This is a genomic window from Lysinibacillus sp. 38-6 (genome assembly GCF_046245175.1).
Taxonomy (GTDB): Bacteria; Bacillota; Bacilli; order Bacillales_A; family Planococcaceae; genus Lysinibacillus.
The window spans coordinates 3,815,288-3,834,141 of the sequence record NZ_CP176417.1; the positions used below are offsets into that span (position 1 = coordinate 3,815,288).

Annotated in this window: 22 protein-coding genes, 1 riboswitch and 1 other annotated feature; of the genes, 13 read left to right on the forward strand and 9 right to left on the reverse strand. The window is 39.1% G+C overall.

What is annotated here, in order from left to right; genetic code table 11:
• The first annotated feature begins 216 nt into the window (after nt 1-216).
• The gene (locus ACKVEV_RS19325; RefSeq protein ID WP_409367832.1) at nt 217-1,170 is read left to right on the forward strand and encodes an L-threonine 3-dehydrogenase; all 954 of its coding nucleotides are present in this window, start codon (nt 217-219) and stop codon (nt 1,168-1,170) included.
• Nucleotides 1,171-1,505: 335 nt separating this feature from the next.
• Nucleotides 1,506-3,131 (forward strand): long-chain fatty acid--CoA ligase, encoded by a 1,626-nt coding sequence (locus ACKVEV_RS19330; protein ID WP_409367833.1) that lies wholly within the window; start codon nt 1,506-1,508, stop codon nt 3,129-3,131.
• Between the two features lie 101 nt (nt 3,132-3,232).
• On the opposite strand, the gene trpB is transcribed toward ACKVEV_RS19330, so the two are convergent.
• Nucleotides 3,233-4,396, reverse strand: coding sequence for a tryptophan synthase subunit beta (gene trpB / locus ACKVEV_RS19335; RefSeq protein WP_409367834.1), 1,164 nt, complete (start codon nt 4,394-4,396; stop codon nt 3,233-3,235).
• A 59-nt stretch (nt 4,397-4,455) separates the two neighbouring features.
• Nucleotides 4,456-4,651 (reverse strand) — a binding site (T-box leader).
• A gap of 88 nt (nt 4,652-4,739) precedes the next feature.
• Complete coding sequence (locus ACKVEV_RS19340) at nt 4,740-5,222, reverse strand: QueT transporter family protein (RefSeq protein ID WP_409367835.1); 483 nt, start codon at nt 5,220-5,222, stop codon at nt 4,740-4,742.
• Between the two features lie 6 nt (nt 5,223-5,228).
• Nucleotides 5,229-5,273: riboswitch (PreQ1 riboswitch) on the reverse strand.
• A 217-nt stretch (nt 5,274-5,490) separates the two neighbouring features.
• Between ACKVEV_RS19340 and ACKVEV_RS19345 the strand changes: the two genes are divergently transcribed.
• The 5 genes from ACKVEV_RS19345 (at nt 5,491) to ACKVEV_RS19365 (ending at nt 9,748) form a co-directional block, all read left to right on the forward strand.
• Nucleotides 5,491-5,688: a hypothetical protein gene (locus ACKVEV_RS19345; protein ID WP_409367836.1), complete on the forward strand. Its 198-nt coding sequence runs from the start codon at nt 5,491-5,493 to the stop codon at nt 5,686-5,688.
• A 16-nt stretch (nt 5,689-5,704) separates the two neighbouring features.
• Entirely contained in the window at nt 5,705-6,007 is a 303-nt protein-coding gene (locus ACKVEV_RS19350) for a hypothetical protein (RefSeq protein WP_409367837.1), read from the forward strand.
• Nucleotides 6,008-6,719: 712 nt separating this feature from the next.
• Nucleotides 6,720-7,742 carry an ABC transporter substrate-binding protein gene (locus tag ACKVEV_RS19355; RefSeq protein WP_409367838.1) on the forward strand — a complete coding sequence of 341 codons (1,023 nt, stop codon included), beginning with the start codon at nt 6,720-6,722 and terminating at the stop codon, nt 7,740-7,742.
• Nucleotides 7,743-7,932: 190 nt separating this feature from the next.
• Complete coding sequence (locus ACKVEV_RS19360; protein ID WP_409367839.1) at nt 7,933-8,961, forward strand: ABC transporter permease; 1,029 nt, start codon at nt 7,933-7,935, stop codon at nt 8,959-8,961.
• Nucleotides 8,954-9,748, forward strand: coding sequence for an ABC transporter ATP-binding protein (locus tag ACKVEV_RS19365; protein ID WP_409367840.1), 795 nt, complete (start codon nt 8,954-8,956; stop codon nt 9,746-9,748). The genes ACKVEV_RS19360 and ACKVEV_RS19365 overlap by 8 nt, the downstream gene beginning before the upstream one ends.
• A 186-nt stretch (nt 9,749-9,934) precedes the next feature.
• Here the strand turns inward: ACKVEV_RS19365 and ilvA are convergent, their stop codons facing one another.
• Complete coding sequence (gene ilvA / locus ACKVEV_RS19370; RefSeq protein WP_409367841.1) at nt 9,935-11,197, reverse strand: threonine ammonia-lyase IlvA; 1,263 nt, start codon at nt 11,195-11,197, stop codon at nt 9,935-9,937.
• A gap of 288 nt (nt 11,198-11,485) precedes the next feature.
• Here ilvA and ACKVEV_RS19375 point away from each other — a divergent pair, with 288 nt between their 5' ends.
• Nucleotides 11,486-12,232, forward strand: coding sequence for a TerC family protein (locus ACKVEV_RS19375; RefSeq protein ID WP_409367842.1), 747 nt, complete (start codon nt 11,486-11,488; stop codon nt 12,230-12,232).
• Between the two features lie 120 nt (nt 12,233-12,352).
• Here ACKVEV_RS19375 and bshB2 read toward each other — a convergent pair whose 3' ends face one another.
• The 3 genes from bshB2 to ACKVEV_RS19390 all read right to left on the reverse strand — a co-directional run bounded on the left by bshB2 (nt 12,353) and on the right by ACKVEV_RS19390 (nt 14,254).
• Entirely contained in the window at nt 12,353-13,042 is a 690-nt protein-coding gene (bshB2, locus tag ACKVEV_RS19380) for a bacillithiol biosynthesis deacetylase BshB2 (protein ID WP_409367844.1), read from the reverse strand.
• A 13-nt stretch (nt 13,043-13,055) separates the two neighbouring features.
• The gene (locus ACKVEV_RS19385; RefSeq protein WP_409367845.1) at nt 13,056-13,406 is read right to left on the reverse strand and encodes a YojF family protein; all 351 of its coding nucleotides are present in this window, start codon (nt 13,404-13,406) and stop codon (nt 13,056-13,058) included.
• Nucleotides 13,407-13,972: 566 nt separating this feature from the next.
• Nucleotides 13,973-14,254, reverse strand: a complete 282-nt coding sequence (locus ACKVEV_RS19390; RefSeq protein ID WP_409367846.1) for a hypothetical protein — start codon at nt 14,252-14,254, stop codon at nt 13,973-13,975.
• Nucleotides 14,255-14,429: 175 nt separating this feature from the next.
• On the opposite strand from ACKVEV_RS19390, the gene ACKVEV_RS19395 reads away from it, so the two are divergent.
• Entirely contained in the window at nt 14,430-14,975 is a 546-nt protein-coding gene (locus ACKVEV_RS19395) for an acyl-CoA thioesterase (RefSeq protein ID WP_409367847.1), read from the forward strand.
• 169 nt (nt 14,976-15,144) lie between these two features.
• Here ACKVEV_RS19395 and thiD read toward each other — a convergent pair whose 3' ends face one another.
• A complete protein-coding gene (gene thiD, locus ACKVEV_RS19400) occupies nt 15,145-15,975 on the reverse strand; it encodes a bifunctional hydroxymethylpyrimidine kinase/phosphomethylpyrimidine kinase (protein WP_409367848.1) in 831 nt (276 codons plus the stop codon).
• Nucleotides 15,976-16,149: 174 nt separating this feature from the next.
• Here thiD and ACKVEV_RS19405 point away from each other — a divergent pair, with 174 nt between their 5' ends.
• The 4 genes from ACKVEV_RS19405 (at nt 16,150) to ACKVEV_RS19420 (ending at nt 17,791) form a co-directional block, all read left to right on the forward strand.
• On the forward strand, nt 16,150-16,827 hold the full coding sequence (locus ACKVEV_RS19405; RefSeq protein WP_409367849.1) for a uracil-DNA glycosylase: 678 nt from the start codon (nt 16,150-16,152) through the stop codon (nt 16,825-16,827).
• A 74-nt stretch (nt 16,828-16,901) separates the two neighbouring features.
• A complete protein-coding gene (locus ACKVEV_RS19410) occupies nt 16,902-17,081 on the forward strand; it encodes a uracil-DNA glycosylase (protein WP_402926717.1) in 180 nt (59 codons plus the stop codon).
• Complete coding sequence (locus ACKVEV_RS19415; protein ID WP_409367850.1) at nt 17,078-17,344, forward strand: YwdI family protein; 267 nt, start codon at nt 17,078-17,080, stop codon at nt 17,342-17,344. Before ACKVEV_RS19410 ends, ACKVEV_RS19415 begins: the two co-directional genes overlap by 4 nt.
• 66 nt (nt 17,345-17,410) lie before the next feature.
• Nucleotides 17,411-17,791, forward strand: coding sequence for a DUF423 domain-containing protein (locus ACKVEV_RS19420; RefSeq protein WP_139860109.1), 381 nt, complete (start codon nt 17,411-17,413; stop codon nt 17,789-17,791).
• 165 nt (nt 17,792-17,956) lie between these two features.
• On the opposite strand, the gene gerQ is transcribed toward ACKVEV_RS19420, so the two are convergent.
• Both gerQ and ACKVEV_RS19430 read right to left on the reverse strand, forming a co-directional pair.
• Nucleotides 17,957-18,292: a spore coat protein GerQ gene (gerQ, locus tag ACKVEV_RS19425; RefSeq protein ID WP_402926711.1), complete on the reverse strand. Its 336-nt coding sequence runs from the start codon at nt 18,290-18,292 to the stop codon at nt 17,957-17,959.
• Nucleotides 18,293-18,312: 20 nt separating this feature from the next.
• Entirely contained in the window at nt 18,313-18,738 is a 426-nt protein-coding gene (locus ACKVEV_RS19430; protein WP_409367851.1) for a cell wall hydrolase, read from the reverse strand.
• Nucleotides 18,739-18,854 lie beyond the last annotated feature (116 nt).

Genomic DNA, 18,854 nt, shown 5'->3' on the forward strand with positions numbered 1-18,854 from the left:
TTTTTTGTTTTTGTCACAGAACATTAATGCAGCAAAACATATACATATTACAAGGGATTGTGCGTTCTTTTTTCGGAAGTTACACATATTGTTGTTGTATTTTTAATATGAACACTTTATAATGAAATGCATCGGAAATGTTATTAAATCAGTGTTTTAGTATAAAATATTGTGCTTTTCAGGAGTACAATTGTTCATATGTGGAGGTTTGGGGAAATGGAAAAGATTATGGTTACAGGTGCTCTTGGTCAAATCGGCTCTGAGCTAGTAGAAAAACTTCGTAGTATTTATGGAGAGGACAATGTCTTAGCTACGGATATACGAAAGCTTGAACATACAAAGGGGCCATTCGAAGTACTGGACGTGACGGATGGACAAAGAATGCATGATTTAGCGAAAGATTTTGGTGCGGATACAATGATGCATTTAGCGGCATTATTATCTGCAACAGCAGAAAGAAACCCATTACTTGCTTGGAATTTAAATATGGGCGGCCTTATGAATGCGTTAGAAGTATCTCGTGAGCTAAAGTTACAGTTCTTTACGCCAAGTTCAATCGGTGCTTTCGGTCCTTCAACACCTAAAGATAATACACCACAAGATACATTACAGCGCCCAACAACGATGTACGGGGTGAACAAAGTAGCGGGTGAATTATTATGTGACTATTATTTTGATCGTTTTGGTGTCGATACACGTGGTGTTCGCTTTCCTGGCTTAATTTCTTATGTAACGCCTCCAGGTGGTGGTACAACAGACTATGCGGTTGAAATCTTTTATGAAGCGATTCAACAAGGGAAGTATATATCCTATATTCAAGAAGGAACGTACATGGATATGATGTATATGCCAGATGCATTACAAGCTATTGTAGATTTAATGGAAGCAGATAGTAGCAAGTTAATTCATCGCAATGCATTTAATATTACAGCGATGAGCTTTGAGCCATCTCAAATAGCCGCTGAAATTACAAAGCATTTGCCGCATTTCCGTATGGATTATAAAGTAGATCCTGTACGTCAGGCAATTGCGGATAGTTGGCCAAATTCTATTAATGTCGATGCAGCTAAAAATGAGTGGGGCTTTAAAGCTGAATATGATTTAGCGAAAATGACCATTGATATGTTAGAAAAATTAAAAATTAAATTGCAAACAAAGGCAATTTCTTAATAAGGTACAAAAAGAAGGACAGATTAGCTGTTGTGCAATAAAGAAATGAAAAAGCGATGTAGTGAAAGCGAGTACTCCGCGCGACGAACAGCAACAGCATAAGGATAAAGGTGTTAGATTGATTGCAGTCAATCTAACACCTTTTTTTTATGAAGTGCAATGGTTAAAGCATAGAAAATAAGAGTATGAAAAAGAAAATTTTTGGAATATATAGCGAAGTGATTAATTTTTTAATATAATCATATTCAGAATATTAATAGTATTCTGTTAAAAGTGAAAATTAATATTCTACAACTGTTTGGGGGAAATCACTAGAAAAAGGGGATGGATATTGTATGATGCAAGCACCGTTAGTTTTAACAAACTTTTTTAAGCGAGCAGAAAGCTATTTTGCAAGAAAGACCATTGTGTCGCGTACAAGCCCACATAAAATTCACCGTTTAACGTATGGGGAATGGGCGAAGAGAACGCGTCGTTTAGCAGATGCGCTTACAAAGCTGGGGATGGAAAAAGGCAAAAAGATTGGTTCTTTCGCTTGGAATCAGCATCGCCACTTAGAGGCGTATTTTGCAGTACCATGCGCTGGTGCTGTATTGCATATGGTCAATATTCGCTTATCAGAAGAACATTTAATTTATATTATTAATCACGCTGAAGACGAGATGTTAATAATCGATGTAGATCTTGTCCCTATTATTGAAAATATTGCTTCCGAGTTAAAGACAGTGAAACATTATATTATTATGACAGATGAAGAGACATTGCCGGAGACGACATTACCAAATGCCTTATCCTATGAAGAATTATTAGCTGCCGCAGACGAAAACTTTGAATTTCCAGATGATTTGGCAGAGGAAGCGCCTGCAGGTATGTGTTATACAAGTGCTACGACAGGCAATCCAAAAGGGGTTGTTTATTCACATCGTGGCTTAGTGTTACACAGTATGATGCTGAGCATGTCGGATTCCATGGGTATTGCGGAGCGCGATGTTGTCATGCCCATTGTGCCGATGTTTCATGCAAATGCTTGGGGTTTACCATTTGCCAGTGTCAATGTCGGTGCAACGCAAGTACTGCCAGGGCCTCAATTTACTTCTGATTTAATTTTAGATTTAGTCGAGCAAGAAAAAGTGACGTTGACAGCGGGAGTACCAACAATTTGGCTTGGGGCATTACAGGAACAGGAGAAACGTGAGCGAGATATAAGTTCGCTACGTGCAATTTGTTGTGGTGGTTCAGCTTCACCGACAAGCTTAATTCGTACTTTTGAAGAAAAATACGGTATTCCTTATATTGTTGTTTATGGGATGACGGAGACGACTCCAATCGTTGCCTTATCGAATTATATGTCGTGGATGGATGAATGGCCGATTGACAAACGAATTGAAGCGCGTGCGATGCAAGGTATGACGATGGCTGGCATAGAGTCTAGTATTATTAATGATAATGGCGAAGTACCGTGGGACGGTGAGACGATGGGGGAATTGCGTCTGCGCGGTCCATGGATTTCACATGAATATTATCGTGATGAGCGAACGAAAGATGCTTATCGAGATGGTTGGCTATTTACCGGAGATATTGCAGTGCGGACAGCAGATGGTTTTATTAAAATTACCGATCGTACAAAAGATTTAATTAAATCTGGTGGGGAGTGGATTTCTTCTGTTGATTTAGAAAATGCATTAATGACACATGATGCTATTTTTGAAGCGGCAGTCATCGCAATACCACATGCCAAATGGCAGGAGCGCCCGCTAGCTTGTGTTGTATTAAAGGAAGGAAAGTCTGCAACTGCTGAGGAATTACTAGCATTTTTAGAAAGTCAATTTGCCAAATGGTGGGTGCCGGACGATATAGTCTTTTTAGATGAAATTCCAAAAACGTCTGTCGGTAAGTTTTTAAAAGCTAAACTACGCGATAATGTGGCGGAAATTTACCCGAAATTAAAGACGCTTGTGTGATGTGATAAAAGGCATCGAGAATTGATTTTCTCGATGCCTTTAGTATGCAACCATTGATTTCTGTGTTAGGTGCTATGTTTCGCAGGCGTAGCTTTTGAGATTTATTTATTCAACATATGAAAGACTTGTTCCACGTCTTTATCGCCACGACCAGAAATATTAATAATAATGCTTTCATCAGGCGATAGTGTGGGCGCTAATTTTAATGCTTGGGCAACAGCATGTGAGCTCTCAAGTGCTGGAATAATGCCTTCCACCTTTGAAAGTACTTGGAATGCTTCGAGTACTTCTTCATTGGAAACTGTTACATATTCAGCGCGACCAATAGTTTTTAAATAACTATGTTCAGGACCAGCGCCAGGATAGTCAAGCCCAGCAGCGATAGAATATGTTGGTAAGGGATTACCTTGTGCATCTTGTAATAGTAAGCATTTGAAGCCGTGTAATTCACCTGGCGTACCTTCGTTTAATGTTGCCGCTTGATCTGGTTCAATACCGATTAAACGAACTCCCTCGTCAGCGATATACTCGGCAAAGGCCCCGATTGCATTACTACCACCGCCGACACAAGCAAGCACAGCAGTTGGGAGTTTCCCTTCTTTTTCTAGAATTTGTGCACGGCTTTCACGGCTAATAACCGATTGAAAATGCTTTACCATGGAAGGGAATGGGTGTGGTCCCACAGCAGAGCCTAATAAATAGAAAGTCGTTTCATAGTTTTCTACTAAATCAGCGAATGCTTCATCTACGGCATCCTTTAAACGACCTTGCCCTTTATCGACCGCAACCACTTTCGCACCAAGTAACTCCATGCGGAAAACATTTAAAGCTTGGCGCTTTGTATCTTCAAGTCCCATATAGATTGTGCAATCCATGCCAAACATCGCGCAAGCAGTTGCTGTCGCAACACCGTGTTGACCTGCGCCTGTTTCAGCAATAACACGATTGGCACCCATGCGTTTGGCAAGTAATATTTGACCTAATACATTATTGATTTTATGTGAACCGGTATGATTAAGATCCTCACGCTTTAAATAAATTTTTGCCCCACCTAATTGCTTCGTTAAGTTTTCAGCAAAATAGAGCGGTGATTGACGACCGACATATTCACGGAAATAATAATCTAGTTCATTTTTAAAATCTTCATCGTCTTTATATTTTTGGAAATTCTCATCTAAAATGGTTAAGACATTTTGCAGCTCTTCGGGAACGAAGCTACCTCCAAATTCACCGAAGTATCCTTTTTGCTCGACTGTTGTACTCATCTTCTCTCGACTCCTCTATTCTCATTTTCCATAAAAAAAAGCCACTTCAATCCCTTTATCAAAAGGACGAGTAACCGTGGTGCCACCTTTATTCGCAAAATTGCGCGCTCAAACTCCTATAACGGGGAGTGAGTCCGACCTTATTTTGTAAGGCTGCTCCGAAGTCCATTCACAAGTGCGTACTACTGATTTGCACCATCCATCAGCTCTCTTAAAGTACAATGGCTTGCTACTATTCTTCTTCTACACATTTATTAATGTAAAATTTTAAATTATTTTCAGAATAGTGTCAAGGAAAAGAAAAATTAATATAAAAAAAGACGAATCTAAAAAGACTCGTCTATTACATCATGTTTTTAAAATCTAATCGTTTATTCAGCATATTCATAATTGGCGCACCTACTGCCATGACAACAAACTCACCTGCTGCGCATGTTAGCCATGTCCAGAAGAATGGCAACTCAAGTGCTAAGTTCAATTCGAAAGCAATGATAAACATCGTGAATGTAAATAAAAATGTGTTAATGATTAAACGTGCCCAAATATTTTTCACAAATTTGCAAATGAGAATTAATAGGCCGAGTGTAATCATCGTCTGTCCCACACCGAAAACTAAATCGTAAGGACCGAGTGGTGAATTGAGATTGGCGATAAATACGCCAATAATAATCCCGACAGCAAAGCGGGGGTTAAAAGCGACTAAATGGTTTAACATTTCCGAAACGCGGAACTGCACTTCCGTAAAGCCGAACGGTGTGATGAGCATTGTAACAGCGATGTAGAGCGCGGCAATAATACCACTTGCTGCTAAAAACTTTACTTTCATATTCATTTCTCCTTAGTTTTTTTTCGTGGGATGGTTACGAACCACGTAAAGCAAATGCAATCATAGCAGTATTCATGAGGGTTTGTAAATAGCTATGCGTAAAATATGTGTAGCCTGAATTTTCGTAGTATTGCAACTTTATTTAGGTTATATAAAGTACGGGTGTACCGACAGAAAAAATGTCGGTAATGGATTCGATAAGCTTAATATGGAGTAGCTCTCACAATTATTTCAGATAACGTATCATCAACTTGCTGGAGGTGTAATAGTGAGGAAAATATCCCTTCTTTTCATTGCAGTATGGATTCTCTTAGTTGGTTGTAGTAATAACGATATGAACATTTATAAAGGCAGAGATTTAAAGATTGCCGTAATCGGCGCAATTCCTGAAGTTAGAGAAGAAAATATAACATTTGAAAAAATTACTTTGGAGGATTTACAACATAATACCGATAATCGTTACTAACGAAGTAGATGCCATTATGATTATGAAAGAATTTTTACATGAAGCAGATGATGACCAATACGTAGCTGCTTATAGGTCGTTAAAAATCCCTACATTTTTTATGCAATCGATTAAAGTCCATGTGCCATTTGTCAATGAAGGTGTTCAGTATGATGATATTATCGAAGTTGATCTTGCTAATTTCGCAACAGGATTTCTCGATTTAGGAACAGATGAGAAAATTAAAGAACATACTTGGAGATATAAGCTGGAAAAGAAACAGAATAGTCAAGATGTTTACTCGCGAATTTTTGCTACTATTGAATCTGTAAAAAATTAATTCAAATGGCGCAGTGAAGGCAAAACTCCTGCACTTAATGCAAGATGCGGAAAGCACCAGCCGAAGTGGACATCAACGACGCAGAAAAAAAGTGTTAGGTTGATGGTAGCGGAGGTGGTGACTCCTACGGTGTGCCCGCGGAAAGCACCAGCCGTAGCGGACATCAACGATATAGTAAAAGGATTTTGATTAATGGTATCTTTCCGCTTAGCCAAATGAATAAAGCTTTAGCTATTGCACTCTTTTGCAAAAGTTAAAATATAGAAGTGACCACTGAGTTGATGGTAGCGAAGACGGTGACTCCTGATGGCTTACGGTGTGCCCGCGGAAAGCACCAGCCGAAGTGGACATCAACGATATAGTAAAAAAGCGTTAGATTGACTGCAGTCAATTTAACGCTTTTTCTCTTTTGTCCTAAATTTTATTATGTCCTTATAGACTTTTGGATTAGGGAAGTAACCTGTAAATTTCGAAAAATTGCCATACAATTTTTTATTATATTACAAAAGAATTATAACATCAGAAACGCAGTAGTTTAGCGGTTTAAAGCGACAAATTGTACGAAAAAGTAAAATATTTTGTCAAATACAAAAGTCAGAACATTCATAATGTTGTTGACGAATATCAATAATAACGATAATATAGCGATACATTCACACTTTGCTTGAGTGAAGTGTGATAGATAATAGAGTGATAGTCGGGGGGATTATTTGTGAAGCGCAATATGAAAAAGCTTTCGTTCCTATTATTTGGGTTATTATTATTGCTTGCTGCTTGTGGTAGCGGTGGTTCTAGTTCATCGGACTCAAAGGGCGACGAAAAGAATAATGCAAGTGAGAGCGGTAGTGTAGATCAAAAAACATATAAAATTGGAATTTCTCAAATTGTTGAGCATCCATCTTTAAATGCTGCAACAGAAGGCTTTAAAAAAGCAATTGAGGATTCTGGCTTAAAAGTGAAGTTTAATCCACAAATCGCACAAGGTGATAACAGTCTGAATACGACAATTGCCAATAACTTAGTAAGTGATGGCGTAGATTTAATATTTGCTAACTCTACTCCTTCTGCACAAGCAGCAGCGACTGCTACTAGTGATATTCCAATCATCTTTACTTCTGTAACGGATGCAGTTGGTGCGCAGTTAATCGAATCGATGGATAAACCAGGGAAAAATGTAACAGGAACAATTGATTTACATCCTGAGACGATTTCTAAAACGGTAGCATTATTGAAAGATCTAGGCGCTAAAAACGTCGGTATGGTTTACAACGCAGGTGAGCAAAATTCAGTAGCGCAAGTAACAGAAGTAAAAAAAGTGATGGCTGAACAAGGTCTTGCAGTAAAAGAGGCATCAGCTGCAACTTCTGCGGATGTGAAACTAGCGGCTGAATCATTAATTGGTAAAGTGGATGCGTTCTATATTATTACGGATAATACAGTTGTTTCTGCATTAGAATCTGTTATTGATGTAGCAAATGCTAATAAATTACCACTTATTGTGGGTGAGCTTGATTCTGTGGAACGTGGTGGCTTAGCTGCATATGGCTTTGAGTACTACGATATCGGCTATGAGGCTGGACAAATGGCTGTCAAAATTTTAAAAGGTGAGGCAACAGCTGCTGAGACACCAGCTCAATATCCACAAAAATTAAAATTAGTCGTAAACAAAAAAGTTGCTGATAATTTAGGCATTGAAATTAAAGATTCTTGGGGTGCAGAGCTTTTAGAAAAATAATGGCTAAGTGACGTTATATTTTAAGATGAAGCGGGGGAGAATTATCCCCGCTTTCTCTTCATTTTAACAAACTTGAGTAGAAGTTTTTCACTTAAGTGGCGGCAGGCTCGGAGGATATTAAGATAGCATTTGACCTGGATATAGGGATGCCGAGGCGAAATGATAAGAAAATTTAGGAGATGATTCAACGATGTTTACAGCACTATTTGGCTCAGTGGAGCAAGGAATCATCTATGCAATTATGGCACTTGGTGTGTATTTAACATTCCGTGTGTTAGATTTTCCGGATTTAACGGTTGATGGAAGCTTTGTAACAGGGGCGGCAACAGCAGCGACGATGATTTTGCTTGGTTACCACCCAATCTTAGCGACTTTAGTGGCAATTGTTGCTGGATTTATTGCAGGATGTATGACAGGAATTCTTCACACAAAAGGGAAGATCAATCCGCTATTATCGGGGATTTTAATGATGATTGCCTTGTATTCTATTAACCTGCGCATTATGGGGTTAACTGCAGAAAATACGATAGGTCGTCCGAATATTCCATTGTTAAACTCTGAAACATTGTTTTCAAAGTTTCAAACATTTTGGAGTAATTTAGGTATCGATGATGCATTAAATAACGTATTAAAAAGCATCGGCATTCAGCAAGTACCGACGACATGGGGTACGTTGATTGTAGTTTTACTCATCACGATTTTAATTAAATTTATTGCGGACTGGTTCTTAAAAACTGAAGTCGGGCTAGCTATCCGAGCAACAGGAGATAACAAACGCATGATTCGTAGTTTCTCTGCGAATACAGATACGCTTATTATTCTTGGGCTAGGTCTTTCAAATGCACTTGTCGCATTTTCTGGAGCTTTAATCGCACAATATTCGAAGTTCTCGGATGTTAGTATGGGAATTGGTATGATTGTAATCGGTCTTGCTTCTGTTATTATAGGGGAAGCGATTTTTGGTACAAAAACAATTATGCGCACTACAATAGCTGTTATCGCAGGAGCTATTATTTACCGCATTATTTTAGCGTTAGCTTTGCGCGTTGATTTCCTTGATTCAGGAGATATGAAATTAATTACGGCTATAATTGTTATTTTAGCCCTTGTCGTACCGCAGTTTGTCGAGAAAAGCAAAGAACGAAAGCGTAAAGCAAAGCGCGCAACAGAACGTACACAAGTAAAACCGGTAGAGCAGGGGGGAAAAGGCCTTGCTTAAATTAGATGGCATTAACAAAATTTTTAATGAAGGTACACCTGATGAAAAAATCGCACTTGCTGAAATTAACTTGCATTTAAAGCCAGGGGACTTCGTCACAATTATCGGCAGTAATGGTGCCGGGAAATCAACGATGATGAATATGATTTCAGGCGCATTAACACCTGACTTTGGCTCCGTTATAATCGATAGTAATAATGTGACGACTTTGCCGGAATATAAACGCTCACACTTCATTGGTCGAGTGTTCCAGGACCCGATGGCGGGAACAGCACCGACTATGACGATTGAAGAAAATGTAGCACTTGCTTATTCAAGAAATAAAAGTAGAGGCTTACGCATCGGTGTCGATAAAAAACGTCGGCAATTTTTTAAGGAATCATTAGAAATGCTTGGCTTAAACTTGGAAAATCGTCTTTCTGCAAAAGTAGGTCTCCTTTCCGGTGGTGAGCGTCAGGCGTTATCTCTTTTAATGGCTACGTTTACAAAGCCATCAATCTTATTGCTAGATGAGCATACAGCGGCACTTGACCCTTCACGTGCGGAGTTGATTACACGCATTACGAAGCATTTAGTTGAAAAGGATAACCTCACAACATTGATGGTAACGCACAATATGCAACAAGCATTAGATTTAGGCAATCGTCTTATTATGATGGACAAAGGCCAAATCATCTTGGAAGTCGGCGAAGATCGTAAACATGAACTAACAATTCCAGATTTAATGGCTGAATTCGAGCGCATCCGCGGCGAGAAAATGAACTCTGACCGTGCGCTGCTAGGTTAATCATATAAGAGGTTGAGAGAAAAGAAAAAGTGTTAGATTGACGGCCGTCAATCTAACACTTTTTTGCTATGTCGTTGGTCCCTGCTAAGGTGGTACTTTGACTCAATACAGTAGACCAGAATAACCGCGCCTTCCCTGTTTGCATGAGTGAATATTCAGAATTGTTTGGGTGCCTGGCACCAGAACTTAAACAAGTAATCCAAATAATTGAATGTCGTTATTGACTTCTTTGTAGTTGAAGCCAAATTCTTTCATCCGTTTTAGTAAGCCTTCGTAATCATCGCGATTGCCAAGCTCAATGCCGACTAGGGCAGGACCACTCTCTTTATTGTTCTTCTTCGTGTATTCAAAAGTAGTAATATCATCATTTGGCCCTACAACGCTTGTTAGGAATTGGCGAAGAGCACCTGCACGTTGAGGGAAACTTACGATGAAGTAGTACAGTAAGCCTTCGTGAATTAATGATTTTTCTTTAATTTCTTGCATACGACCGATGTCATTATTACCACCACTAATAATTACCACGACAGATTTACCTTTAATTTCTTCTTTATAGCTATCGAGAGCGGCGACTGCTAATGCACCAGCAGGCTCTGCTATAATCGCATGCTTATTGTACAAATCTAATATTGTTGTACACACTTTTCCTTCAGGAACGAGAACGATATCGTCTAAGTAGCGGCGACAAACATCATAAGTATGGTGACCGACGCATTTTACGGCAGCACCATCAACAAATTTGTCAATCCAATCAAGTGCTACTGCACCGCCCTCTGCAAAAGCAGCCTTCATACTGCCTGCACCAGCAGGCTCGACACCGATAATTTTACTGTTGGGGGATAGGTTTTTCACATAAGCTGAAACACCGGACATTAAGCCGCCACCGCCGATACTACCGAATACATAGTCAATAGGTTCTTCCATGTCATTCATAATTTCAACAGCGACTGTTCCCTGTCCAGCGATGACGTCAAAGTCGTCGAAAGGATGGATAAAGATTTTTCCTTGTTCTTCGCAGTAGGCCATTGCACTTTCAGCAGCATCATCAAACGTATCTCCTGCTAGAACAATGTCAGCATAATCACGACCAAACATACGCACTTGGTCAATTTTTTGTTTTGGGGTAGTTTGAGGCATGAAAATGCTTGCTTGAATTTTCAATTGGGCACAGGCGTAAGCAACACCTTGGGCATGATTCCCAGCACTTGCACAGACGACTCCAGCAATACGAGCCTCTTCCTCAATTTTTTTAATTTTATAATAAGCACCACGAAGCTTAAACGAGCGAACATGCTGTAAATCTTCACGTTTGAAATAAATATGTGCTCCATATTTCTCCGATAAATAATCGTTTTTCTGTAGTGGCGTATGCACTACTACATCTTTTAAAAAATGATGTGCAATTAAGATATTTTCTACTTGCACTGTTTTAGTGTCAGTAACTTCCATAGTATTCAACCTCCGTTTTACGTATAAAACATCCATTTATGATAGCATATTTTTTTCGATTTTTGGGATAAATTTTTAGTAAATTCTAAATTTTCGGTGTCCATCTTCTATAAAGTATTGATAGAGGTAGTGTAATTTACCGTTTTCGAGAAAAAACATGCATTATTCCAGCTTACTAGACTTGAATGATGGCAACTTTTTTTGTGGGTGACATTGAAGTAAACTCTTCATAACGCTGCTTGGCAAGCATATATTAGATTAGTTTAGGACAAGTAGGAGGCTAATTAAATGGACATTATTCATGGGATACTATCTACATATATGCAATTTTTCGATTGGGACATGTGGAAAAAAGTATTAGCAGATCCGGTATCGTGGGGACTAATATCATCACTCATTGTGATTGAAGGATTGCTGTCGGCAGATAATGCACTCGTGCTAGCAGTACTTGTCAAACATTTACCGGATAAGCAACGCAAACGAGCATTAATGTACGGTATGCTGGGTGCTTATTTCTTCCGTTTTTTATTTATTGGAATAGGCGTGTATTTAGTAGAATTCTGGTTTATTAAAGTGTTGGGGGCTTTATATTTAGGGTGGATTAGTATTGCGCATTTTTTACAGTTAGGGCAAGAGGATAGTGTCAAAGAAGTAAAAAAGTCTGGATTAATGGTCCGACTATTTGGAGTATTTTGGGCAACTGTTATTTCTGTAGAACTGATGGATATTGCCTTTTCGATTGATTCTATATTCGCCGCCTTTGCGATATCGGATCAAGTTTGGGTACTGTTAATAGGTGGGATGCTAGGTATATTAATGATGCGAACAATAGCAGGTATATTTTTAGTCATCATCGAAAAAATACCAGAGCTGGAGGCAACAGCGTTTATTATTATTGGCGTAATTGCAATAAAGATGTTAGCGACCGTCTTCGGTATTTATGTACCACATTATTTGTTTTTTGTTATTTTAGTAGTGGCCTTTGTTTTTACAATAATTGTCCATGTAATAAATAAATTGAAAGTAGCTAGATAACAAGAGGGAGCAAGATATATACAATTTTCGCTCGTAGGCTCTCGGAAAGCGAAAGCTGTAGCAGAAAACGGCACAGAAAAAAGTGTTAGATTGATGGCAGTCAATCTAACACTTTTTGCGCTATTTTACATAATGGTCAGGGTTGATAATATAGAACTTTTCAACATTAAGCCAGCTTTCGCTCATCGGCTCACCGTCGTCGATGCGTTTTTCTGTTTCTTGCATCATCCAACCAGTTTGAGAAGAGTGGGCTTGTAAGGCCTTTACTTTATCCATCTTCATTTCACGGATATCGATTTGGATATGTGGCTCGCCATTCTTTTCAAGTGTATCATTGGCGAAGGCACAGCCGTAAATTTCGGGACGTGCTGCTTTCGGCATGCGACGAACAGCTTCTACGACAGCACGTGCTGTTGCTTCATGGTCAGGATGCACCGCAAAACCAGGAAGGAACGTAAATATGAGAGATGGCTTTAATTCTTCGATTAAACCTTCCACGAGCTTGACCATTTTTTCGTCGTCCTCAAATTCAACCGTTTTATCACGGAAGCCTAACATACGTAAATCTTGAATGCCCATTGCTTCGGCTGCGGCAACTAATTCTTTGCGACGGATTTCTGGCAACGATTCACGTGTAGCAAAAGGTGGATTTCCTAAATTACGACCCATTTCACCCAATGTTAAACAGGCATATGTAACAGGTGTATTCATCTTTTTAGTATAATAAGCAATCGTTCCGGCAACTGAAAAAGCCTCATCATCTGGGTGAGGGTAAACAATTAAAATATGACGTTGTGGTTGTAAATTCAAATAGTTGTCCCCCTTAATAAGTAAATGGCGTTTCGCTAATTTCAAGTGCTATCGCCAATTTACCTGAATAGTCTAGTCCAGCCATTAACAAACGGCCTAAATCATCTAATTCATAATGTGTAATGCCTTGAGCATAAACCCAACCATGTGTCATTTTTAAACCGACACGATGGGGAGAGTCATCCACTACTTTCGCCAGTTCGTAATTAATTTTCGCATTACGAATAAAAGCACCGGCATTAAAAAATTTCTCATCATAGTGTGCTGCGTAAGAACCGTTTGTCGTCTCAAGATGGATATAAACGTCTTTGTTGGCGAAAGAATTCAATAATTCTTGCAACGTCTCTACTTGTACTTCTTGCATCTTAACACTCCTCTCGATTATTTCTTTCTTAAGTATAGTCAAAAAAGGTCACAAAGGGAAATTGAATGCCCTTTTTATGACAAATTTATGTGGCGTTCATTTTTTGTAGGTTAAACATGAGAGAAAATGTAAAATGGCTAATGTCTAGAATTTCCTTGGCTTTTTTTAAGCAAAATTCTTGAAAAAGTTATTGTAATGTATCAATATATAAAATGTGAAAGCAAATTTGTACAAAAAGTGACGTTTTTTTTGTATGCGGTTTCACATAACGAAAAGATGTTGCAAATTTGACTTCTTTCACGTAGAGTGACAGCTCACCATGGAGAAGGGGATTTAAGCTAGACAAAAACGATTTCTATCTTGGTACAATAGATGACGTCCTTCTACATTTTGGTTAATAGCTGTAGCGTGTGAAGAAGACATGAAAGCTCATTATCATAGGATAGCAAAAAAGCCACAAATCTCTTTATGACGGAGAATTGTGGTTTTTTTGCATGTATGTCATGTCATCCATCTTAAAGCTTCTTCGTAGCTAGCGTAATGAGTAGAAATAGGGTATGTATCGTTTAAAAGCGATTGAGCTTTCTTTCAATAGAGTCTAAGCGATTATTAACATTTTGGAGTTGTTTGCACATTTGTTTAAATTGATCATTTTGATCTTGAGAGTTGGAAGCAAGTAATTGCGCATCTTCCTCTTCCTCTTGTAACGCTAATATCGTAGCGAGGGTGGATAGTGAATACCCGAGAGTTAATATAATTGAAGAAATTACTTCCACTTTTGAAGAGGTTATTTCTCCAGACAACAAGCGTGATTCTTCATGTAATTCCTCAAATTTTTGTTTTTTCATACGACTCCCTCCCATATACAGCTAATATATGGCGTACATCGAGACGCGGTATCTTGTCCTAGTTTTTTATGTATTTGTAAATATTTTTAATTTTCTAAAAATTTTATTGCTATTTTGAATAAAATATTGCATCATAATAGGAATAAAAAAACAAGATATTGGGGGAATTGCTGGCATGAAAGATTATAAGTTTTGCAAAGAATCAAGGGTTATGCGGACAAGTCGTGTATTTCCGAATGATGTAAACAATCATAATACTCTTTTTGGTGGTCGCCTTATGAGTGATATCGATCAGGTCGCATCTATTTCCGCTGCCAAGCATAGTCGGAGAGATTGTGTCACTGCTTCAACAGATTCAGTCGATTTCTTACACCCGATTCGACCGACGGACTCCGTCTATTTTGAGTCCTATGTGACATGGACAGGCACGTCTTCAATGGAGGTGTTTGTTAAAGTGATCTCCGAAAATTTAAAAACAGGCGAACGTAAAGTTGCTGCGACAGCTTTATTAACGTTCGTTGCTTTAGATGAACACAATCGACCTGCGGCAGTACCGCGTGTTGTGCCTGAAACAATAGAGGAAACCAAGTTACATGAGACTGCATCTGAACGAGCGATGGCACGTTCGTTGCGTAAAAAAGAAAGTAAGGCATTAGCGAGTTTTATTTCGATGAATGATCCATGGGATTATCGGCTCGAAATGATGAGTAATTATATGTGAAAAGGCATCTAATTGGAAAATGCTGACCTCTACGCAGTAGTAAAGGTCAGCATTCAATAGATGCCTTTTCTAGTTTATCGGTGTTAGCATTTGCAGGCGATTGCCCGTGCTTTAAAGGCGATTCCCACACCTGTTTCAGCAATTCTCCCGAGTACCGATTTCCAGACTGTTAAATTTCAGTGACAGTCACTGCTGGTGCGCCAAAGCGCGATTTTGCACCGTGCATTACTGGTCCAACATAATCGTTTAATGCCCAACCATGCGCGATCGCAGCTGAAACAAATTCTTTTGCTTCAATGACAGCTTCTTTCACAGATAAACCATTTGCTAAATTCGCTGTAACTGAAGCAGCAAATGTGCAGCCAGCACCATGGTTATAAGTAGACGCTACTTTTTCGGATTCTAATAAGTAGAATGTTTCACCATCGAAAAATAGGTCTGTCGCTTTTTCTGTTGCTAAAGCTTTGCCACCTTTAATGACAACCGCTTTGGCGCCTAGTTCATGAATTTTGCGAGCTGTTGTTTTCATCTCGTCGATGGACTTTGGTGTACCTGTGCCAGCTAATTGACCAGCTTCAAAAAGGTTTGGTGTTGTCACGGCAGCTAGTGGTAGCAAGTGTTGAATCATAGCGTCAGTGTTGCCAGGATTTAAAACTTCATCATCACCTTTACATACCATAACAGGGTCAATAACTACATTGGAAGTACCGGATTTGGCGATGGCTTCACCAGCCATACGAATAATTTCTTCTGTAGAAAGCATACCTGTTTTTACAGCATCAATACCTGTTGATAATGCTGTATCGATTTGTTTTTGAAGAAGTTCTGTTGGTAGTGGTGTTACATTATGTGTCCAACCATTTGGATCCATCGTCACAACTACTGTTAATGCCACCATACCGTATGTGCCATGTTCTTGGAATGTTTTAAGGTCGGCTTGCATACCTGCGCCGCCAGATGTATCTGAACCTGCGATTGTTAATGTCTTTTTAAGAGCCATGTGAAAGATCTCCTTCGTAATGAATAGTTTAATCTACCGTTTAGTATAGTCCTATTCTGATTCTGTAAAAATAGTCAGAAATTAATATTTTTATAAGGTCAGTATAATTTCGAACTTGAATAACACCGTAATTTTTTGTACCGTTGTAAGAAAAGAAAGGGGCTTGCCATTTCGATGAAAAAAGTATTCCCAAATGATTGGCAGACAATACTAGCAGATGAATTAGAAAAAACATACTATCAACAGTTACGTCAATTTTTGGCACATGAATTTGCAACACAGACCATTTACCCACCAAAAGAAGATGTGATGAATGCCTTTTTTTGCACCGCGTATCGTGATGTAAAGGTTGTCATCTTAGGGCAAGATCCATATCATGGACCGAATCAAGCTCATGGCTTAAGTTTTTCTGTTAAGCCAGATATTCCACATCCGCCAAGCTTACGCAATATGCTACAGGAATTACAAGATGATATCGGTTGTCCAATTCCACAGCACGGTACATTAACGAAATGGGCACAGCAAGGTGTCATGCTATTAAATACTGTACTGACAGTGAGAGCGGGACAGGCCCATTCCCATAAAGAGCAGGGGTGGGAACAGTTTACGGATGCAGTTATCGCTAAACTTGCAGCTCGTCCAAAACCGATTATCTTTGTGCTATGGGGTAAGCCTGCGCAGCGCAAAAAGCAAATCATTAATCAGTACCCAACCCCGCACGTTATTTTAGAAGCGCCACATCCAAGTCCACTAAGTGCGTATAGAGGCTTTTTCGGTAGTAAACCGTATTCAAAGATCAATACGCAGCTAATGCAATGGGGAGAGCAACCAATCGACTGGTGTTTAGGATAAGTGGCACAAATCGTTTGCTTTATACACTATAGAAATCATGGTACAGTTAATATAGAAGAAAGAGAGGCACAGCAATGCAGGTAAATTGTTTTAAATGTCAATATTTCAAAGTAACGTGGGACCCGCAAACACCTCGCGCATGTGTGGCATACGGCTTTAAAACAAAGCAAATACCATCAGTTGTTGTCAAACAATCGTCTGGCACGGACTGCCTAAAATTTGTGCCAAAAGCAGAAGGTGAGAGAGCGCAATGATTTCATATGAAGCTGTCATACAGCAAGTTGAAAAACAATTAGCTAGTGCAAAACATGCAAACAATGAACAGCAAATACGTGAAGCACTAACAGCTATTCGTGCATTATGTGATGTCGTACTGGATGTACCGACAGCGACTTCACACGTTCAGGTAAACCATTTACCGCAAATGTTAAGTACAGAGCAAATGCCATCTACGATAAAGACAACCAAAATACAACATAATGATGGCGCAAATGGTGATTCAATTTTTGATTTTTAAATTGAATAGCCAACGTTCCTAAAGATTAGAAAGAGAGCAATTAGAAAAAGGTAGGGGTAATTGAACATGAAAAAATTTATTGTCACAGGTGCGCTTCATGGTTTTTTAGCCGTGGCACTCGGTGCATTTGGTGCACATGCTTTAAAAGATATCGTCGATGATTACGGTCTTAGCATTTGGGAAACTGCTGTGCAATACCAAATGTTCCATGCAACAGGTCTGCTTATCATCGGTTTATTAATGAGTTCGAAATTGCTAGGTGAGGTTAAACAATTAAAGTTAGCCGGTATTTTCTTTAATCTAGGCATTGTGTTCTTTGCCGGAAGTTTATATGTGTTAGCAGTAAGTGGCATTAAAGTATTAGGGGCCATTACTCCAATTGGTGGCGTATTATTTTTAGCTGGTTGGGTGTTAATTATCGTAAGTGCCTTAAAACATGCAAAATAACCGTTTTTAAGATTAAGTTGTTCATGCATTTAGAAAAGAAGGCGGTGTTATCTGTGTGTTTGCAGAAAGCGCCGCTGTAGAGGACAACAATAGCACAGCGAAAAAGTGTTAGATTGATTGCAGTCAATCTAACACTTTTTCTTGTTTGTCTTAACCTCGTTTCAGTTATGGATTTTGATTGAAGTAATTCATTTCCTCATCGTATTCTGCGAAATCAAAGTAAATCATTGGGAATAAAAAGCGATGATTTGATTTTATTTCTCTTAAAATAACATGATCCCGACCTGCAGCTTCTACAACACCACGTACTGTCTTTGTGTTTTTTCCTTGTTCAATGGCATGTTCGAAGGAGAAGTGGAAAGTACCAGGCTTTCCTCGATTCAAACGTAAGATGTTTTCAATATACGATTCCTCACGTCCAGGTGGCCGTCCACTTGGGAGCGTCACAGGAGGAGGCGTCATTTGTTGCTGAGTTGTCGGAGTCCAATAGTAAGGCATCATAAGTATCAACCTTCTTTCATTTAAATTTGAGGACAATCCTCTTCAGTAGGTGAGAAGAAGCAATGCGATTTGTAGCGTCCCGAATTCCACTGACCATACCATTGTGCAGGGCAGTCACCCTCAGGTCTGAAAAACCATAGCGAGCGAGTAGCCGGATGAAACCTTTCACCTTCAATAACCCTTTTTGCTAAGCGAATGTCTTGTTCACGTGCACGTTGATAAAAATAACTTTTTGTTGTTGCTTCAAACCCCCCTGGTCGTTGATAAACCATTTGCTCGAGTGTTCGAATATCACCAAAATCTAGACAATCTGCTCGTACACGATTGACGCCAACATTGCCGACCATCAGCATGCCCAATTCACCTTCGCCTTCAGCTTCCGAGCGCATAAGCCTTGCAAGCAAAGCTGTTTGTGCATCATTCGTCTTTATGACAGCGATTTTCAAACCTCCTCGCAACCAGTATATGCATGAAGGTATTGGAGACATGTTTAATTTCAGATAAGAAAGAAATTCACGTTTCAATTTAATGAAGCATATATTAGTAATAACGAGTAGTCCGT